Genomic DNA, 13650 nt, shown 5'->3' with positions numbered 1-13650 from the left:
TGCAAGAATATTAAACAATGAAATTGCCTCTTTTGCTATAGTAAAAGTCAATTTTCTACGTATTGGTCTTATTCGTCCACGCAGGAAAGAGCATCCCAGACGCAAAACATATTGCATCCTACATAATTACCAAGGGAAAATTCATGACTCATATTGTGCATTCGAAGGCAGCTTCCGCAGCAAGTCTCTTCTCGGCCAAGCAGTGGACCGGCGCCGCCATCCTGGCCCTGTCCGCCGCCTGCGCCCCCGCCGCCATGGCGGATGTGATCAACTTTGACCATCTGGATAGCCAGTTCGTCGGCCATGGCGACGCTCTGGAAGTCGGCAAATTCCTGCTGACGGGCGCTTCGAATGTGCCCGGCGCCAGCTATGGCGACCTGGTCGGCGCCGTGTTCGACGGCACGGACCCGGCCGCCTGCGGCATGGCGTGCCCGACCAACAATACGAGCAATTACTATGCATCGCTCAACGACGGCATCGTCTACCTCGATCCACTGAACCCGGGCGGCAGCGTCAGCCTGCAAGGCTTCGACGCCAGCTTCATCGGCTACGCCCAGGGCGTCACCTATCCGGCGGTGGCGGGCCTGCTGCGCGTGCAAGGCTTTTACGCTGACGGCTCTTCCCTGTATGAAACATACCAGCTAGGCGGCCCCATCGGCGGCAACTTCCAGTTCCAACGCTACAACACCAGCGCCAGCTTCGGCAGCCAGCAATTCGCCTCGCTGGCCTTCTTCGGTTTCACTTGCAACACGGCCGGCAGCTGCAACGCCTTCAGCACCAACAAGGGCCAGTTTGCGCTCGACAATATCGTCGCCTCGGTACCGGAGCCATCGACCTACGCGATGATGCTGCTGGGCCTGGCAGGGGTCGGTTTCGCGGCGCGCCGCCGCCAGCAAGCCTGATCTCCCCCTTTCGATTCCCGCTACCGTTACCAGGAAACCCGACATGACATTCCGTCCCGCCTTGCGTCCCATTTCGCTCGCCGTGCTGAGCCTGTTCGCCAGCCTCAGCTTCCAGGCCCACGCCGACGACCTGCGCCGCCCCTACATCGTGCAGCTGACCGATAAACCGATCGCTTCCTACACCGGCTCGGTGGATGGCCTGGGCGCCACCCAGCCTGCCGCCGGCGGCCGCCTCGACCTGGCCAGCACGCAAGTGCAGCTGTACGGCGACTACCTCGAGCAGAAACAAGCCCGGGTACAAGCACTCGTCGCCGCCGCACCGGTGCAATACCAGTACAAGATCGTCCTCAACGGTTTTTCCGCCCTGCTGACCGACGCCGAAGTGCGCCAGTTGCAAGCGAGCGGCGAAGTGGCCAGCATCGCCCCCGACGAGCCGCGCGCCCTGCAAACGAACTACACGCCAAGCTTCCTGGGCCTGGACCAGCCGGGCGGCCTGTGGAGCCAGCTGGGCGGCAAGCAGCATGCGGGCGAAGACATCATCATCGGCATCGTCGATGGCGGCGTGTGGCCGGAAAACCTGTCATACGCGGACAAGGTCGACGCCAACGGCGTCCCGACCTTCGACCCGAACGCCACCCTGGCATACGGCGCCGCACCGGCCGCCTGGAAGGGTAGTTGCCAGACAGGTGAAGGCTTTACGCAAGACCACTGCAATAACAAGCTGCTGGGCGCGCAATACTTCAACGCCGTGCGCCTGACCGAGACGGACAAGATCCAGCACTGGAGCGAATTCACCTCGCCGCGCGATTCCGTTGGCGATCCCAGCGGTGAAGGCGGCCACGGCACGCACACATCGTCCACTGCGGGTGGCAACGCGGGCGTGCCCGTCACGGTAAGCGGCTCGCCGCTGGGCGCCATTTCCGGCGTGGCGCCGCGCGCCCGCCTGTCCGTCTACAAGGTGTGCTGGTCTTACAACCTGGCGACCCAGCCCACGGGCGCAAAAAATGGCTGCTACGGCGGCGACAGCGTGGCGGCGATCGAAAAAGCTGTGCAGGATGGCGTACACGTGATCAACTATTCGATCAGCGGCGGCGCCAGCGTCAACGATCCCGTCGAGCAAGCCTTCCTGCATGCCTCGAATGCCGGTGTCTTCGTTGCCGCCTCGGCCGGCAATGCGGGACCGGCGAACACGGTGGCCCACGTCAGCCCGTGGATCACCACGGTGGCCGCCTCGACGCACAACCGCGCCAACCAGGCCACGGTGACCTTGGGCAACGGCGCCAAGTACACGGGCGCCTCGCTCAACTACCATCCGCTGCCGGCCACAACCCTGATCCGCGCACAGGATGCAGGCCTGCCCGGCGCCGATGCGCAAAAACTGGCCCTGTGCTACCGCGCCGGCGACAATGGCGGCGTGGCTCTGCTGGACCCGGCCAAGGTGGCCGGCAAGGTCGTCAGCTGCCTGCGCGGCACCACGGCGCGCACCGACAAGGGCGCCGCCGTGCTGGAAGCAGGCGGCGCCGGCATGGTGCTGGTCGACACGGGCGTGGGCCTGGTGTCCGACCCGCACGTGCTGCCGGCCGTGCACGTGAGCGCCGCCGATGGCGCGCTGATCAATGCCCAGGCGCAAACGGGCGCGGCCACGGCCGCCATCTCGCGCTTCGTCACCAATGGCAACGGCCCTGCCGCGCCCGTGGTGGCCGACTTCTCGTCGCGCGGCCCGAACCTGTACGACGCCAACCTGCTCAAGCCGGACGTCACGGCGCCTGGCGTGGATATCCTGGCCGGCGGCACGCCTGCCCTGTCGCGCGCCCAGCGCGACGCCGTGCAGGATGGCAGCCTGGTGCCGGCGCAAGCCTACATCTTCTTGCAAGGCACTTCGATGGCCAGCCCGCACGTGGCCGGCCTGGCCGCCCTGCTGCGCCAGCAGCATCCTGACTGGAGCCCTGCCGCCATCAAGTCGGCCCTGATGACCACCGGCAGCGCCACCCTGCCCGACGTTCAGGCCGGCGACGCGCGCGGCATCCTGCCATGGGGCCAAGGTGCCGGCCACGTGACGCCGAACAAGGCGACCGATCCCGGCCTCGTGTATGACGCCAGACTGGCTGACTACAAGAAATACATGTGCGGCGTCGGCATGACGGCCGAATGCGCGGGCGGCACCCTGGCCGGCTACAACCTGAACATGCCGTCTATCACCATCGGCAACGTGCTGGGCACGCAAACGGTGACGCGCCGCGTCACCAACGTGGGCAGCAGCAGCGCCACCTACACGGCCAGCGCCTCGGTCAGCGGCTACAGCGTGGCGGTGGCGCCTGCCACCCTGGCGCTGGCGCCCGGCGAAACCAAGTCCTTTACCGTGACGCTGACGCGCACCACGGCGCCGGACAACGCCTGGCAGTATGGCGCCCTCGTGTGGAGCGACGGCGTGCATACGGTACGCAGCCCCGTCACGGCCCGCTCGGGCCGCGCGGTGCAGTCGCCGGCACTGCTGCGGGCCGACAAGGTCAGCGGCCTGCGTTCGCTGACCCTGTCCACCGGTTTTGCCGGCAAGGTAGGCGCCGCGACGGGCGGCCTGAAGGAAGTGGCGCGCGGCGAGCACACCATCAGCCAGGCAGCGCCGGGCAGCGTCGACACGCTGGAGCAAATGGCTGCCGCCTGCAAGGCCGGCGGCAGCGGCGTGCGCGTGGTCAATGTCAGCATTCCGGCCAGCACGGTCGTGGCGCGCTTCGAAACCTTTGACCGCGACACCAGCGAAGGCGCCGGCAATGACCTCGACTTGCTGCTGCTCAACAGCGCCGGCGCGACTGTCGCCACTTCGGCCACGGCCGGCTCGAACGAGGCTATCAGCGTGACCACCCCGGCGGCAGGCAGCTACAAGGTGTGCGTGATCGGCTACGAACTGGCGAATGGCGCGTCGACCGGCTTCGGCCTGTCGACGGCCGTCGTCACGACAGCCGACAAGGGCGGCAACCTGAAAGCCACGCTGCCAGGCAAGGTGTATGTGGGCGGCAGCGCCACGGCCGGCGTCAGCTGGTCGGGTCTGGAAACGGGCAAGCGCTACCTGGGCGGCGTAGTCTTCCTTGATGGCAACAACGCTGCGGCGTCCACCACCGTGCTGTCGGTGGAAACCAACAGCCCGTTGCCGCTGGCCGTCCCCAGCCAGCGCAACGTGAGAGCGGACGCCAAGCTGTAACGGCAGCGCTCCAGGCGGTAACACGGCGCGCCCTGCGGGGCGCGTTTTTTATGCGCGACGCGCGTACAATCGGCGCATGGGCGCCACGCGCCAAAGGAGCTTGCATGTCCGCATTTCGCCTCAGCATTGCCATCCTGGCCGGCATGGCCAGCCTCCATGTGCTGCCTCTCGCGGCGCAAGCCGCTGCGACGCGACTATCCTATCTGGTGCAATTGCGCGCCCCGCCGCTGGCCTCGCAGGCGGACGGCGTGCACGGGCTCGATACGAACAGCGACGCCGCGCGGCGCTACACGGCCCGGCTGGAAGCGCAGCAGCGCGCCGTGCTGGCGCTGGTGCCCGATGCCCCCGTGCAATACCGCTACACAATGACCTTCAACGGCTTTGCCGCCATGCTGACACCAGCCGAAGTGGCGCGCCTGCAAGCGAGCCCCGACGTGGCAAGGGTATCGCCCGGCAGCGTCGAACACACGCAAGATGGGGGCGGCAACGGCAGGATGCAGGACCAGCGCTAGTGGCTGAGCAGGCGCAGCGCGATGGCGCGCGACACGGCCTGCGTGCGGTTGCTCACGCCGAGTAATTTGTAGATGCGCTGCAAATGGCTTTTCACGGTGGCGCCGCTGATGCCGAGGATTTGCCCCACCTCGTCATTGCTCTTCCCCTCGCGCACCCAATGCAGCACTTCCAGTTCACGCGCACTGGCTGCGCGCCTGGCGCCCGGACCGGCCAGGGTCGCACGCGGGCTGCCTTGCAGCGCCAGCCAGTGCACGTGCAGATACGGCAGCAGCAATTCCAGCGCGTAGGCCTGGCGCGCCGCGTCCACGCTCCCCATGGCGAACAGGGCAAAAAAGCTGCCGCCAGCCTGCCCCACGCTGCCATGCACCAGCACGCCATCGATGACGCCCGCCTGCCGTCCGCCCGCGCGCCAGGCCAGCGCCAGGCGCCCCAGCTGGCCCTGGCGCTCGCGCAGCTGCGCGTGATCGGGCACGCTACTGTGCCACGCTTCGCTGCGCAGCACGGCCCCGTCGGCGCCTAGCTGCGCGCACATTAAAATGTCGTGCGGCAACAGCGTTTGCAGCGGCCCCTGGCTCCACAGGAAGAAGTCGCCTGGCACGGCGATGCCATGCGCGCCGAGGATGGCGTGCAGCAGGTATTCCTGTTCCCGCTCCGTCAGCAGCATCATGCGCACACGGCGGCATCGGCGGCCAGGTAGCGGTAGCCGCTGCCGCGCACGGTTTCGATGCGGTGGCCGCCGCCGCCCGGCAGCAAAGCTTGCCGCAAGCGTCCCACCTGGGCGTCAACCGTGCGTTCGTCGAGATACACGGCATGGCCCCACACCTGGTCCAGCAGTTGCGCGCGGCTATGCACCCTGCCCGGATGCTCCATGAGGAAATGCAACAGCTTGAATTCCAAGCGGCCCAGGTTGAGGGGCACGCTGCCGGCCGTCACGCGCCGGGTGTGCGGGTCGAGGTGCAAGGCGGTCGCGCCGGCCGCGCTTGAGCCTGTGCCGGCGCGCAAGGCCGCTGGCGCGCGCCGGCGCAGCAGCGCGTGCACGCGGGCCAACATTTCGCGCGGGCCGACAGGTTTACACAGATAGTCGTCGGCGCCGCTTTCCAACGCCAGTACCTTGTCCTGTTCGCTGTCGCGCGCGCTGAGCATGATGATGGGCAAGTCGCACAGCACGCCATCCTGGCGCAGCTGGCGCAGCAGCGCGATGCCGGACGCATCCGGCAGCTCCCATTCCAGCAGCAGCATGTCGGGCGGGTCGGCCGCCAGCAGCGCCAGCGCGCCGCGCGCATCCAGGGCGCAGCTGACCCGGTAGCCGGCGCCCGCGAGATTATGCGCCAGCAGCGCTTGCATGGCGGGCGCAGGGTCCAGCACCAGGATATGGTCAGGCATCGATGCATCTCCCGAAAAAAGTTGGCAGCAGTCATGAAAAAACTAGACTGCCCGACAAGTTTTTTACTATGCATCAAGCGTAAAACGCTGACCAATACAATTTAGTTTCCTGATTTATAGCTATTTCAAATAAATAGACGAAGCACAGCGGCCCGCAGGCGCGCTGTGCTCTGCTTGGCAAGACTATGTGCGTGTGACAGGCTGGCGGCGGCGCAGGGCAAAACCGATCAGCGCCAGGCCGCCCGTCAGCATCATCCATTCCGACGCTTCCGGCACGGCCGAGATCGACGCGATGCTGGCATACGTGCTGCCGGCGATGGTCGCCGGCAAGCCGCCGTTGAGCGGGGTCAGTTCGAATTGCAGCAGGTTGCCATTCACATTGCCCAGGTAGGACGTGGCCGTGGCGTCGAGCAAGCCCACGCCGAAGGTCGTGCCCGCATTGCCGGCCGTGTTCAGGAAGTCGCCGCCAAAGACGATATTGAAACCGAACTTGCCGCCCAGGGTCACGTTGTGAAACCAGTCGTTGTAGGCGCCGCTATTGCCGAAGGTCAAGGTGCCGGGCAAGCTGCCGCTGACATTGCCTTCCTGCGACGCCAGCGCGCCAAACGCGCCCGAGAAATTACTGAGCACGGCGCTGGCGCCCGGCGCCGGGCTGTTACCGGCAATAAAGGCGAAATCGAGGAAACCGGCGCCCGAAAACTGGCTCGTGTCGATTTCCACGCGGTAGCCGAGCGGATCGGCCAGCGCCAGGCTGGAACTGCCAGCAAGCAAGGCGGCCAGGATGGCACGGCGCAGGGTGAGATTAAGTGTCGTTGTCAACATGATGGTGTCCTTAGAAGTTGCCGGCAAAGATGCTGGCGGAATAATTGATCGTCACTTTCGACGGATTGGTGAAACTGACGGCAAACGAGGCCGTCGCGCCCGGCGCCAGGCTGGCCGCGTTGACGGTGACAAAAGCCGCGCCCGCATGGCTGCCCGTGGCATTCGCCAGGCTGACTCCAGCCGGCAAGCCGCCAAACACCACCTGGAACGGCCCAGCCAGGGTGCTCGTGCCCGTGTTGGTGAACGAGAACGTACCCGCGTATTTTTGCGTCACGCGGTTGACCGTCAGGCCCGAGCTGGCTTGCGCCACGCCGGCCGTGATGTCGCGGTAGGCGGGCTGCAAGTCCAGGCTGACGACGACGGGGTCGTGGTCCGAGGCGCGGTAGGGCAAGGCGTTGTACAAGTCTTGCGGCTTGGCCGAGTCGATGTTGTAGTCAATCACTTCCGGCTCGTCCGCATTCACATGCCATTCGGCCACGCCGGCCACTTGCGGGCTCAGCGAGGCACTGGCCAGCGCATGGTCGAGGTAGCCGCTCTGTCCGCCGAACACGTAGGAATACGGCATGCCGGACGGCCGCACGAAACGCTCGAGCTCATTGACGAAGCCGGCGCCCGTGAGGACCTGGATCGGGTCTTCCGCGCCATAGGAATTGAGGTCGCCGATGACCAGCACGTCCGCGTCGCCCGCAGCGGCCGCCACCTGCGGCACGAAACTGCCCACCAGGCGCTGGGCCTGCTGCACGCGGGTGGCGTTCCAGCAGCTCTGGCTGTCATTCTGGTCCGCGTCCAGCCCGCTCGAAGGGCAGCTGCCCTTCGACTTCAAGTGGTTGACGACCAGCGAGAACTTCTCGCCATTGGCGGCGCGGAAGGTTTGCGCCATGGGCGGACGGTTGTTGATGGCGTTGGCATCCGACAAGGCGCCACCCACCAGTCCCAGCTTGGCAGGCTTGTAGATCATCGCCACGCGGATGGCGTCCGTGCCCGTGGCGGCCGGCTTCGGCACCACGGCATACGTGACGCCGCCGATGGCGGCGTTCAACTGCTCGACCAGGTAAGTGACGGCTATTTCGCCATTGTTCTGGATTTCCATCAAGCCCACCACGTCCGCATCGATGGCTTTCAGTTCGGCCACAATCTTGTCGCGCTGGCGCACGAATTCGGCCAGATTGTCGGCGCCGCGGCAATTGCTCTTGCTGTTGCCGCTGCCCAAGGTGCAGCCCTGCCCCGTCTGGCCAAAGACGTTATTGCCATTGGTGAAGGTCGTAAAGAAATTGAGCACGTTGGCGCTGGCCACTTTCACATTGCCTGGCGCCAATTCTGGCGCGCCGCCGCGCGGGTTGTCGCGCGAAAACTGCGGCGTCTGCGTCGGCTGCAATTTGTAGGCGGCGCCGCCACCGCCGATGGCGCCGAAATCCAGCACGCCCGTCAGGTCAGCCAGCGTGTCGCCGCTGCGCACGGTACTATCCTGGCCGATGTAAGGAATGGTGGGCGGCGTGACGAAAATGCCATCATCGAGCACGATCAGGTTGCTCGCATTGGCCGCGATCAAGGCTAGCGCCTCGGCAGAGCCAGCAGGATAGCGGTTGGTCGGCACTTCGCGCCGTCCCGCTGACAGGCTCAGCTCGCCGCGCGCGCCCAGGTAGGCGTTTTGTGAGACGGTCAACGGTTGCGTGAAGCGCACCAGCATGCCTTCCACGGCGGCCAGGTTTTCGTTCGGCAGGGTCACATTCGCCGGCACGACGCTGTGGCCGGCGCTTTGCGTGAGGATGGCCGTCACGTCCTTCAATTCCGTGTAGGAATTCTTTGCACCCGACGGCGTGTACTCGAACACCGTGCCCGTCACGCGCACCAGTTCGCCCGGTTGCACCGTGGTGGCCGTACTGCCCGTGTAGACAAAAATGCCGTCCGACGTCGACGGATCGCCATCCCCGGCCGCATCCTGGATAAAGAAGCCGGTGCCCACTTTCAGGGTCACCACGCCTTCTGTCGTTTGCACGGAATTGGCGTAGGGGCTGGCCGCGCCACTACCCTGGATCTGCGGAATCGTGTGGCTGATGGCAGCCAGGCCTTGCACGGCGACATCGATCTTGCAGCTGGCGCTTTGCTGCTGGTCATTGCTGAAGCTGACGATGACAGGATAATTACCCACCGGCACGCCGGCGGCCACCTGCAGGCTGACGCTGGCGCTCTCGCCCGCCACGCCGGCGGCGCTGAAATTGGCCAGGCTGATGCCGGCCACGGCCGGCGAGCTCAAGGTGGCGGCGTTCACGACGCCATCCACGTCGGACGCGCGCAGCACGGCGTTGCCGCCATTGCCCACGGCCAAGGCCAGGATGGCGGGGCAACTGCTAATGATCTGGTGCACGACAGGGCCGCCACACACAGTCAACGGTGACGCCGTATTGCGCGGCGTCACGCTGCCGGTGGCAAAATCCACGCTGTTGTCGTCCGTATCGCTGCAGCCGCCATGCGCGCGCGCAATCGACAAGGTATTCGATGGCGCGGGCGCCACGGCGCCCTCAAAACCACTGGCCGTGCCGAAGCCGACCAGGTCGACGACGGCGGCGCCCGTAGGGCTGGTGCCCGTCTGGGCCGTCTTGCTATTACTGAGCAACACCTTGCCCGCCGTGCCGGACATGGCCAGGCTGCCCGTGGCGTCCGGCGCGGGCAAGTCCTGCGTGCCGCCCGTGCCCTTGGCTTGCTGGACCAGCAGATACTGGCCCGGTTGCAAATCGATAGCCGGCAAGGCCGTCACGGCCCAGTTCGAACCGGCGGCGGAAGCGTATTGCACGCTCCAGTTGCCCAGGTTGACGGGGCTGGCGCCGCGGTTGAACAGTTCGATGAAATCGTTGCGGTACAGCGCGCCGTTGTTGCCGCCACCGCCATACACCTGGCTGATGACGATATCGGAGGCAGCCAGGGCTGGCACGGACAGACTGGCCAGCAGGGTGGCCATGACGGTCAGGCGCAGCGGCGTGCGCAAGGGGGAAAACGAGGTGTGCATGAGGATCCCGGTCGGTAAAAAAATGACGCCGGCCCCACATGATCGGCCGGCGCGCCACAATTAACAAAAGTATTTCAGACTTGTTATTTGCATATTAAAGGCCCGGGATGACGACTTGATGACATTTGATTAAGCTGAATGGAGTATTGACCTGTGTACAAAGTGTCAGCATTGCCATCCAATAAGCAATAAGCAATAAGCAATAAGGTATCTAATCAGCAACAGCAATAAAATACTCGGTAGTATTAGCAGACGCGGAAGGGGAAAATATGATATATTTCCAACAAACAAGTTTAATTCCTTGCAATAGAATTATGCTTTCATTCACATGCAACACAGTCAGATAACACAGGCCTCGTCCACGCCTGACCTTGAGATGCGGCTCCAGTTTGCCAAGCAGCGCTTCAGCGCTGTTGCGATAATTGCCTGCTGAGAGCGAAAACTCACTTAACGCGTTGCACGCTTCCAAAGAGATCAGCCATGTTAAAACCAATTACGCGCTTTACCACACCCCTGCTGCTTGCCGCCGCACTGAGCATGTCCCCGATGGCCGCATCGGCACAAGGCAGTACGCAACGCAGTCAGGCGGACAATAGCAAACGCTGCGAAGCTGCCGATGGCGGCGCGCAAGCGCAACAGGGCAAGGCCGGTGACGCCGACATGGAAAGCACGTACAGTTCTTGCCGGCTGCTCGATGGCTATGTCGGTTTCGGCGCACGCACGAACGACGGCACGGGCGAAACGCCGACGTATGGCGCAGATGAAGCCATGCCTGATTTGCGCAAGCCGTACATGACTGGCCGCGCCCATTCGCTTGGCATGCTGGGCGAAGAAGAAGGCAGCGGCGCTGGAAACTCGCGAGGCGGGAAGCTGGGCGGCATGAATACCAGCGATACGGGAACATATCAGTTTGCACAAAATGAAAAATTCAACGACTGGGAACCAGCACACCAGCCTGGTATGGTCCGTTCGGACTTCCCGGCCGACGACACGCGTTTGCTGGCAAGCGGCGACATCGGCGGCAACCTGCCGCCAAGCGCTGGCGGCGTAGGCGGTGGCGGCTCCACTGGCGGCATCGACGGCGGCCGGAGTACGCCGATCGCGACTGTCACGCCGCCAATTTCCCCGATTCCCGAGCCACAAACCTATTTGATGATGTTTGTCGGTCTCGGCCTGATTGCCGTTGCCACACGCCGAAAATACCGCCATGCGGTCAAAGTTACCGCATGACAACGACGGTAAAGGCCCGCAACGACCGTCGAGAAAAGGCTGTGGCACTTTTCCGATGTTCATCCCTGCTGCGCAGGAACGTCAATAGTCAGCGCCGGTAAGTGGCATATGGCGCCGCCAACGGATCGCCGATAAACAATCCTTGTGCCGGCCAGGCAACACTGCGCCAGTACGCTTCAAGAGCTGTCACGCCAGACAGATAGTGGCGCAGCAAGACGGTGGGATTGGGAAATTTCTGCCAATAATTGCATGGCTCCGTCACGGTGCCGTAGCTTGCCGTCGCGCCAGCCTCCAGCCAGCGCTGGCTGCTCATCTGTCCATTACCGCGCAAGTCCCCCCCAAATGAGGTCAAATGGTCCGCCAGCGCGCCCGGCAAGAAGCGCAAGGTATCGAGCTTATCCACCTTTGACATGCCAGTCTGATAGACCATCACGTCTTGCGCCCCCTCGAGGCTGTTGGCTTTGATGTTCTTGATGGTCATTTTGCGCTGGCTTATCACGCCATCCGGCGGAAAAAAACCAGCACGGCTATTGCGTGAGGCTTCCGTGGTGCGCAAATAATAGGCAGTGGCCCTGGGGACGGCAAAGCCGCTGACCTTGCCGCGGTCCACCACGGCCTTAGCTTCCTCGACAAAATCCACCGGCAACAACATCGACAGCCGCAAGCCCAATTGCGTAAACGGCTGATTTACGGTCGAGTTGAAATAAGCGCTGGGTTTACCAGGATCACAGGTCTTGACGCATTGTGCGGCATCAAAACCCAGCGTAAATGCAGAGGTGATCGAATTACACTCGACAGCATACGGCGCGCTCCACACCATCAGCACAGCTTGGATACCCGGCTTTAGCTGCTCATTGATGCGCCCCTTGAGTTGCGAGAACTGATCCGCACTGAGCTTGGCAGGACGATTAGGAATGGAGACATGGACAATATTTGCGGCAGGGATCGCATGCGCATGGCGGTAATACTCTCCCACTTCCACGCTATTCGGTTCAGCATCATTGATAACGATCGCCAATTGCGAAGGTTGCAGGCCTACCACCATCGGCGTGGTGTCGGCATGCGCGATGCCGAAGGCAAACGCTAGTGAGAAGCAGAGAGAGGTACGCAATGGTCGATTTGTTCACGGAGGAGAGTATCAAAGCAGCCATGCATCAGCTACCAACGGTTGCGAACAATTATAGCGCCATACGTGCAACAGAATAGACAAAAAAACGGAGGCCGCAGCCTCCGTTTTTTCACATACAGAATTTTATGCTTTAGGCTTGCAGCTTGCGGCGGCGTGCCATGAAGCCGACCAAACCCAAGCCTGCAAGCAACATGCCATAGGTTTCCGGTTCCGGCACCGGCGTGACGGCCAGGATGCCGCTATAGCTGCCGCCAGTTGGCGAGGCCACATAACCGTCAATTTGCAGGAAGTAACTACCCGCAGCCAAAGGCGTGGAACCGGACTGCAGCGACCATGCCTGGTCTTGCGCCGTAAAATTGATCAGGTCTAGCGCGCCATGAAACAGAATACCGCTGGCATTACCCAGGCTGAAACCGGTCAGCGTCAGGCCCGAGTTGGCGCTCGGCTTGAGCGACGTCGCCAGTGCGCTCAGATCATTAAAACCGGTCACGCTGAACGTGAATTTGTCGCTGAAAAAGTTATTGCCCGCGCCGGCCAGCTGGCCTGATGCCAGCGAAAACGAGCCCAGCAGTTCACTGCTGGAGTAATCGAGCAAGTCTTGCGTCAGATCCACCGTCGCGTGGCTGATGTCAACCGGCGCCGCATGGGCGGCCAGGCTGCTGCCGGCAAACATGGCGGCCACAAACAGGGATTTCAGGAATTTTTTCATACTTTTCACCAAGATGACTGCAACTGGCTCAGGCCAGTTGCAGGATGGAAACGCAAACGGGGATGCCAATCAGCCAGTGCAGGCTCAAGCCGCCTTCTGGCGGCGGCGTGCCATGAAGCCCAGCAGGCCCAGGCCTGCCAGCAACATTGCATAGGTACCTGGCTCAGGCACGGCCGAGACCAGGCTGCCATTCGCACTGAAAGCGGCGCCCGTGTTCGAGACCACGTTACCGCTGACTTTCAAGTAATAGGAACCGGCAGCCAGATTGGCATACGACAGGGTCCACTTGCCATTAATACCGGTCAACAACTGATCGCCGCCCAGCAGCAAGGTATTGCCAACACTGCTGTACAAGCCGAAACCCGTCAGGTTCAGGCCATTCGTCGCGCTGCTGCTACGCGAGTTCAGTACCACGCTCAGGTCGCTGGCCTGTGCCACATTGAACGTGAACAGATCATTGAAAAAATTGCTCTTTTGATTGTTTTTGAACTTGTCGCCGAAGGTCAGCGAACCGCCCGCTGCCAGATTGACGGCGCCAGGCGTGGAGCTGATGTCGACGGGCGCGGCAAAGGCTGCCTGCGCGAACAAAGCTGAACCGGCAAAGGCCAGCGCGGCCAGCACCGAATACGTATTTTTCTTCATGCGATTCCACTGAGCGTAAATGCGGACGCGCCAGCGCGTCCGCATGAGTTATTTGATCAAACCAGGCAGAATCATAGCATAAAGCAATTTTTTATGTTAACTATTTCCCAATTAAAAGTT

General features: G+C 63.0%; 11 protein-coding genes. 4 read left to right on the top strand and 7 right to left on the bottom strand.

Going from position 1 to position 13650, the window contains the following annotated elements; translation table 11 throughout:
* Positions 1 to 143 precede the first annotated feature (143 nt).
* The 3 genes from ACQ4WS_RS04610 (at position 144) to ACQ4WS_RS04600 (ending at position 4610) form a co-directional block, all read left to right on the top strand.
* Positions 144 to 902 (top strand): NF038120 family PEP-CTERM protein, encoded by a 759-nt coding sequence (locus tag ACQ4WS_RS04610; RefSeq protein ID WP_436474058.1) that lies wholly within the window; start codon positions 144 to 146, stop codon positions 900 to 902.
* A gap of 43 nt (positions 903 to 945) precedes the next feature.
* A complete protein-coding gene (locus ACQ4WS_RS04605; protein ID WP_436474056.1) occupies positions 946 to 4098 on the top strand; it encodes a S8 family peptidase in 3153 nt (1050 codons plus the stop codon).
* Between the two features lie 104 nt (positions 4099 to 4202).
* The gene (locus tag ACQ4WS_RS04600) at positions 4203 to 4610 is read left to right on the top strand and encodes a protease inhibitor I9 family protein (RefSeq protein ID WP_436474054.1); all 408 of its coding nucleotides are present in this window, start codon (positions 4203 to 4205) and stop codon (positions 4608 to 4610) included.
* On the opposite strand, the gene ACQ4WS_RS04595 is transcribed toward ACQ4WS_RS04600, so the two are convergent.
* The 4 genes from ACQ4WS_RS04595 to ACQ4WS_RS04580 form a co-directional block, all read right to left on the bottom strand.
* Positions 4607 to 5278, bottom strand: a complete 672-nt coding sequence (locus ACQ4WS_RS04595) for a LuxR C-terminal-related transcriptional regulator (protein WP_436474053.1) — start codon at positions 5276 to 5278, stop codon at positions 4607 to 4609. The genes ACQ4WS_RS04600 and ACQ4WS_RS04595 overlap by 4 nt on opposite strands.
* Positions 5275 to 5994, bottom strand: coding sequence for a winged helix-turn-helix domain-containing protein (locus tag ACQ4WS_RS04590; RefSeq protein WP_436474052.1), 720 nt, complete (start codon positions 5992 to 5994; stop codon positions 5275 to 5277). Before ACQ4WS_RS04590 ends, ACQ4WS_RS04595 begins: the two co-directional genes overlap by 4 nt.
* A gap of 183 nt (positions 5995 to 6177) precedes the next feature.
* On the bottom strand, positions 6178 to 6816 hold the full coding sequence (locus tag ACQ4WS_RS04585) for an NF038129 family PEP-CTERM protein (protein WP_436474050.1): 639 nt from the start codon (positions 6814 to 6816) through the stop codon (positions 6178 to 6180).
* 10 nt (positions 6817 to 6826) lie between these two features.
* Complete coding sequence (locus ACQ4WS_RS04580) at positions 6827 to 9820, bottom strand: ExeM/NucH family extracellular endonuclease (RefSeq protein WP_436474048.1); 2994 nt, start codon at positions 9818 to 9820, stop codon at positions 6827 to 6829.
* 480 nt (positions 9821 to 10300) lie between these two features.
* Between ACQ4WS_RS04580 and ACQ4WS_RS04575 the strand changes: the two genes are divergently transcribed.
* Positions 10301 to 11050 carry a PEP-CTERM sorting domain-containing protein gene (locus ACQ4WS_RS04575; RefSeq protein WP_436474046.1) on the top strand — a complete coding sequence of 250 codons (750 nt, stop codon included), beginning with the start codon at positions 10301 to 10303 and terminating at the stop codon, positions 11048 to 11050.
* 88 nt (positions 11051 to 11138) lie between these two features.
* Here ACQ4WS_RS04575 and ACQ4WS_RS04570 read toward each other — a convergent pair whose 3' ends face one another.
* The 3 genes from ACQ4WS_RS04570 to ACQ4WS_RS04560 form a co-directional block, all read right to left on the bottom strand.
* Complete coding sequence (locus ACQ4WS_RS04570) at positions 11139 to 12161, bottom strand: TIGR03790 family protein (RefSeq protein WP_436474045.1); 1023 nt, start codon at positions 12159 to 12161, stop codon at positions 11139 to 11141.
* A gap of 148 nt (positions 12162 to 12309) precedes the next feature.
* A complete protein-coding gene (locus tag ACQ4WS_RS04565; RefSeq protein ID WP_436474043.1) occupies positions 12310 to 12888 on the bottom strand; it encodes an FxDxF family PEP-CTERM protein in 579 nt (192 codons plus the stop codon).
* An 84-nt stretch (positions 12889 to 12972) separates the two neighbouring features.
* Positions 12973 to 13530, bottom strand: a complete 558-nt coding sequence (locus ACQ4WS_RS04560; RefSeq protein ID WP_436474041.1) for an FxDxF family PEP-CTERM protein — start codon at positions 13528 to 13530, stop codon at positions 12973 to 12975.
* Positions 13531 to 13650 lie beyond the last annotated feature (120 nt).

Source organism: Janthinobacterium leeuwenhoeki (genome assembly GCF_051380795.1).
Classification (GTDB): domain Bacteria; phylum Pseudomonadota; class Gammaproteobacteria; order Burkholderiales; family Burkholderiaceae_D; genus Janthinobacterium.
Note: the sequence above shows the minus strand (reverse complement) of the source record. Positions and strands in the feature narration are given on the sequence as shown.